The sequence below is a fragment of the uncultured Oribacterium sp. genome, assembly GCF_902481605.1.
Taxonomy (GTDB): Bacteria; Bacillota; Clostridia; order Lachnospirales; family Lachnospiraceae; genus Oribacterium; species Oribacterium sinus.
The window spans coordinates 1-6194 of sequence record NZ_CABSXI010000093.1; the positions used below are offsets into that span (position 1 = coordinate 1).

Annotated in this window: 3 protein-coding genes; all 3 read right to left on the reverse strand. The window is 38.6% G+C overall.

What is annotated here, in order from left to right; translation table 11 throughout:
- Positions 1–76: 76 nt before the first annotated feature.
- The 3 genes from RDQ32_RS10505 to RDQ32_RS10515 all read right to left on the reverse strand — a co-directional run bounded on the left by RDQ32_RS10505 (position 77) and on the right by RDQ32_RS10515 (position 5852).
- On the reverse strand, positions 77–1027 hold the full coding sequence (locus tag RDQ32_RS10505; protein WP_308580428.1) for a DUF3137 domain-containing protein: 951 nt from the start codon (positions 1025–1027) through the stop codon (positions 77–79).
- A gap of 32 nt (positions 1028–1059) precedes the next feature.
- Positions 1060–3765, reverse strand: coding sequence for a hypothetical protein (locus RDQ32_RS10510; RefSeq protein WP_308580429.1), 2706 nt, complete (start codon positions 3763–3765; stop codon positions 1060–1062).
- A gap of 425 nt (positions 3766–4190) precedes the next feature.
- Positions 4191–5852, reverse strand: a complete 1662-nt coding sequence (locus RDQ32_RS10515) for a cell wall-binding protein (protein WP_308580430.1) — start codon at positions 5850–5852, stop codon at positions 4191–4193.
- Positions 5853–6194: the final 342 nt, after the last annotated feature.

Below are 6194 nucleotides of genomic sequence, written 5' to 3' on the forward strand. Positions count from 1 at the left end.
TTGTACTTCCGTGAATGCTTTCACCTCTGATGCAATTTATTGGCCTTCCCTTATTCCTACTGTCTTATATCTATAACTAGTAAAAAATATTTACCGTATCTCTAATCTCTTGATTCAACTCTTTAAGACTGAGTGCTGCTTTTTCTACTGTCCACCTATCCAACTCTTCCTTTTCATCCGGCACCGAAAACATATAATACTTAAAATGAATAGAAATATATAAGCGATTCCCCTTTAAGTATAACGCCAACGGATATTTCCCAACATGTTCATCAAACCAGGATAAAACACTTGGATTGAGGAATCTTCTGGCAGATACTTCATCTGTACAGTAAATGTTGTAATTCTCATTGTGCAAAGCATCTTCTACATCTATTTTCTTTTCCCCTTCCAAAGCTTTAAAATAATTGCCTTGAAGTTCTTTTTTTAAGTATTTAGATTGGGTAGTGGGAACCACTCGAACTTGTCCCTCATAAAAATCATCTAATTTTAAGGAATAAAGTACTCCTCTAAAATCAACAACTTTGCTTCTAGACTCTGATTTATAACGTGCTTCCGTATGCCATACATAAAAGTTGCTTGCTTTCAAATCTTTCTTGTCGTTGAATTTAATTGACCATCCCAGGTTGTAATGACTGGACTCAGGCACCGTATACTTGATTTCGTTGACAGGATCATCCCCTTCTTCAACGATTTCAGCTGCGGGAAATAAAATCTGCAAGATTGGATTCAATATTTTAAAGATATAAGTTTCATTAAGCTTACTTTTTTCCTCGAGCTTTATATTTTTCACTGCAGGAATAACAATAATAAAGACAAATAAAAACTGAGCTAAAGCGATACCCAACGGAAAAAATAAAACCAATACAAAAATACAAAGGAGGATTTTCCAAAAAAACAATTTCCCTCTCTTATACCTTCTGAAAACTTCATTCTTAATAAGCTTGTATTGCTTTTGAAAGTCTTCGCTGTCCTCAAATTCATCTAATTTCATTAATTCTTCGTCAGTTAATGTTCTTTCTTCCATGCTGTTCCTTTACTTATATGCTCATAGCCGGCTTAATACCCAAGCGTTTTCGTACAATCAAGTGTAAACCCGCCAGTACTTTTTGTAATGGGCACAAATTCATTTAATTGATACTCTGTGGTAGCGGTAATCCCGGTATAAGCTTTACTCAAATGATAATCCGTTTTTTCCTTATACTTTTCCTTTGCCTCCAGTTGCACAAGGTTCTGTAACCGCATAAGATACTGATCTTGATTTGTTCCTAAAAGCATCAAAATCAAACAATGCTCCCCATAGTCCAGCTTCATAAAGCCTTGCTCATCTTTTAAGCCCATGGCCTCTGTGGCTGTGGTTTTCTTTGGTTCTTGCGGAACAGTATTCCCTGAGTTGGAATTATCATTTTGGGGCTTCGTACTATCCTTTGTAGTTTTCGATGCATTGTTCTCTGAATTGGAATTATCATTATCTGGTTTTGTAGTATCTTTTGTAGCTTTCGATGCATTGTTCTCTGAATTGGAATTATCATTATCTGGTTTTGTGGTATCTTTGGTAGCTTTCGATTCAGCGTTCTCTGTTTTAGAATCGTTGTTATCCGATTTTTTACTGCTTTTTGGCTTAGCTCCGAATGTACTCTTTATTTTATTTTTTGCTCCTGCTGCGATCTTATCCGCTGTATCCTGAGTGCCCTTTTTGATTTGTTTCGCTGTTTCATCATTTAACCCCCTACACTTTGAAAAATCCTCGATAAAGTTTGATATGCCTTCAGTAGACATATAGGCCTTCATCTTAATAAGACTAACGGATTGTTTGTTTACCAAAAGTATCATATCTATAAATGACTCTAGTAAAAGAAGTATCACAAAAACAACTACTACAAAGGGACCGGTAACACTTGTTTCTGTAATCCAGTCAGAACTTGCAATAGCCGGGAGATTAGAGACCAATCTTAATAAGAAGCCATTAAAGAAGGTACCCACCTGTGCACCTTTTTCCGAGTTGGAACCGGTCAAAAGATACTCCAGCTCTGCTCCCTTGTAGAGTTTGTCCCTTCCTTCCACATTATCCATTTTAGGATAATGCCAGAAATCTCCGTCTAGAAAACCGATATTATAAGTACCACCGGCCATTTCAAAAATATTACTATACTCATATCCCGTTAAACTGGAACCATCACTATAATTGGTTCTATTTGGCATATTGTAAACACCATAGCCATAGAGCAGAAAATTCTTCCCCAGGGACTCTCCACCGGAAAGTAGACGCCCAAGATTTTGGAGCCTGCTACTTGCCCAATCAAATATACCCTTAAAGAAGGTGACTAGGCTCTTCAAAAAAGTTCCAAGAGCTGTTAACGTCGCGAAAAAATCTCCATCTGCTGCCGCCATTAAGAACTGCCAAATAGAAGATAATAAATTCACAACGCTATCCGTTATTTCCGCTGTCCCCAAGTCCAGCACACCGCTTTGATTAATCAACTCACTGGGATCCAAATTAGAATCTAAGGAACCATCATATAATACTTTTGTCCCTATAATCTGATACAATAAGTCCTTAAGACTTCTTACAAGATCAATCGTAGAATCAGAGCCTTTAATGGTATTTTCCATTTCTCCATATAAGGCAGCCGTTATTTTATCAATACTTTCTGCTTCAGAGAGAACAATATATCCTTCAATTTTACCATCTGCTTCAGCAGAATAAGACTCCAGTTTTTTAGCCTGTTCTTCTAGCTTTTCATCATCTTCTTTTCCGTCATTATATATTTCCTTTTGCTGGTTATCTATAAATTTTTGAACCTGATTATTCATTACATTATAAGTGGCAAGAAAGGGATCCTCTATTGCATTTTTGCCGTACTGATTCTTATAAAATTCTTGGGTATTGCTCAGTAGTTCATCTAATCCTTTTGCAAATTTTTCCTTGCTTTTTAAAAAATCTCTCTCTTTCCCTTTTAAAGTAGAAAGCCTCTCTTTTAGATCATCGGTAGCTGTACCAAAGGCTCTGGCCTTGCTATCTACCTCACTAATGTAAGAATCCAAAGAAATCTCTTCTCCATTATCTTTCCTGCTTCTTGCCTCTTCTAAAGCTTGATACGCATCATCATAGGCCTTTCTTGCTTCTTTATACTTTGTTAAATACTCTCCGTATTTCTTTGCTTCATTAGAGAGTTCTTTTAAAGATTTTGCCATATTGATAGCAGAATCCGTAATATCAATTACATTGTTTCCACTATCCAGTAAATTTTTGCAAATCTGTAAAGGATTTTTTTTATGGTAGTAATCCAATAATTCTTTTATATTTAAGCCCTCTTCCAACGTATTGATGGGTACGGAAAGCTCACTGTACTCGAATACCTCCTGCCTTAATACTAAAGGTTCAATAAGCGAGTTTTTTCCCTCTGCCGATCCTCCCGCTAAGCTAATGGCCTTTCCGAAGCCTTGGACGTTCGCTTCCAGATAGCTTTGATAACGAGAATCCAAAGACTCTTTCTGATCCTGTCTTACCGCCATAAAGCCAAAGCGTTCATCCAAGTAGGGATCATAATGGGCCAGGGCAGAAAAAATAGAGCTTCCCATCAACTCTTCAATAATGGCTTGTGCGCTTTGTATTCTGGCATATTCTACAAAAATCAAAGTACACATCAACAAAGGAGAAACGGTCAATGCCAAAAAAATGGAAATCATTCCCTTTCCACCATTTATATGAGAATACAAAAACCGCTTCAGTTTTTTCTGAAATCCTAAAAATAACTTTTTCATCTGCCCTCCCTTGCAAAAGCGAATCTATAAAGACAGTAAATTTACTCTATACCTTTATCCTTTTGTTTTTCTCGTTTTTCTCTCATTTGCAAAGGAAGGAATCGTACTTTTCCCGCTGAGCAGAGAATCCCCGGATAAGCTGCCGGTCTTTTTGCATTTTGTCTCGTCTTTACGCCCTTAAGATAAAACTGTTACCCTTCTGTGCCTGTACAACTGCATAAGCTAAACAATTTCTTATCGCTCTTTATTCTATCCGAAAGGCTCTATTTTTTCAATAATCTTATTAAATTAACTATATTTTTAATTTATAATTAATAGTATTAAAGCTATTTATGCATCTGCAAATTTCTGGTAAAGCAAAAGGAGAAGCCGTAATCAAACAACTTCTCCTCTTTCTCAGCTATTGTTTTGTATAGTTTTCGTAGCTATTTTTTAATCTGTGGAACACCGTTCTCTACCCATCTTCCTTCCGAATCTACCTGGTAGCCATCCGGCGTTTTTTCGTTTCGATAGAGATGCCCTTCGTTGTTTCCGCTGTCCGCTCCGAGATAATAGCAATATCCGTCAATCCACTGCCAGCCCGTCAGCATTCTTCCCATCCAACCGTCGGAGCCAGGGAAGAGATAGTATTTACTGCCATTCAAGTCTACCCATCCTGTTGCCATGTATCCGCTGTCCAGAAAATAATACCAGTAGGACTTTCCATTGTAGGCTTCATAACCCCAGGTACTCTTCGGATAGCTTCCATCCGCTCTTCTGTACCACCAGCCTTTTTCATCTTTAATCCATTTCCCATAAGAAAGAGAACGATCCACGCCTAAAACCTGTCCTGCCGGGCTACCACTAAAGCCGACAGATGAACCTCCGCCGGAGCCAGCACTACTGCCTGTAGAGCTACTTCCTGAGAAACTACTTCCTGAGGAACCACCACTTGAAGATTTACTGCCTGTCGAGCCGCCTCCTGTTGAGCCGCCGCTGTTCCCCGTAGAACTGCCGGAAGATCCTTTTGAAATGCCATCGCTATTCCCATTCGACTCCGTCAAGGTAATGTAGTCCGGATCATACAAGGTGACTTTCAGACCTCCTCTTACCGGGTCAATCGCATTCAAGGATGCCTTTCTTGGATCTATTTCCCATTCTTTATCATTGATATAAAACTTAGTTTCAAGACTGCCATCCAAACCACCTAAGGTAATCCGATAAGGGTTAATGATGTTCATGGGGAATGTCACATCTCGAAGCACACGACGATAGGTCCCCGGTTTTGTGATTCTCTCTCCTGCTCCATAGTATTTTCCCGTAGAAATATCTTCCAGTGTATATTCACCGCTTACTTTATCCCCCTCATACGGAATGGACACATACGGCCATGTTTCTTCTCCGTTTCTATCAAGAAGTCCTTCACCTGGCTTCTTCCATGTCGTATCCGGTACGGCTTCTCCCAATTTTCCGTACTGCAAGTCTTTTTCCGGAAGGAATAGCCTTACTTCTTTCAGCGGATACTCTTCTTTTACCCAAAAACTATCTCTCTCAGCAAGATGCAAAACATAGTTATTCCCTTCTACATGTTCTCCCACCAAGGAAAAACGATAAGTCGATGTAGTTCGGTTCTTTGGCGTTTGCCTATTACTCATTTCCAGAGTAAACAGAGTAAAATAATTCTGTAAACCAGCCTCAAAATAGTAATTTGGGTTTGTCGTAGTCAGTTCTATTCCGTAATAATAGAATCCGGGAGTAAATTCTCTATCCCTGTACCTTAAAGGCTCTCCCTCCCCAACGTACTTACTATAATAAATAGGAGATGAAATGTAGATATCGTCTACATTGATGAACTTGTCCGGGGCATCCCCCCTCCGATGTATCTTCAGTTTTGGATTCTTCCCTCTAGGATCAACTTCCTGCACCCGCATCCTATCTCTGGGAACGTTAAGAATCACATCTTTTAAAGGCTCACGAAGCACAATCTGATCAATGATAATCCGCTCTGCCTGCCGATTCTCGCCAGCAGCAAAAGCACTAATGCTCCCTAGAATAAAAGATAGAACAATTCCCATACAAGCGACTAATACTGTCTTACTTATTTTCATTTACACCTCCTACAAGTTTATAAAACACTATATTGAAGTTTATTTTATCATACTTTTATATCTTTTCCACCATATACTTAATCTTATATCATAATTATAGACATTTAATGGTTTATCTCAAGCAGTCTTTTTTTGATAGTACAGTTTATAGCATAGCTTCCATACAATACCATGTAATATGGTGCCTTGTGGTACTCTCCGTTTAGCTATGTATGATGATTCCTCAAAGTCGTTTATTTCAGAGATGTCTGATACCTTATGCTCGTTTATTTTAGACATCTGCTTTAGATCGAGTAGGAGGCGGTGACTAACCGCCGTCCTCTCACAGCACTGTACGTACGG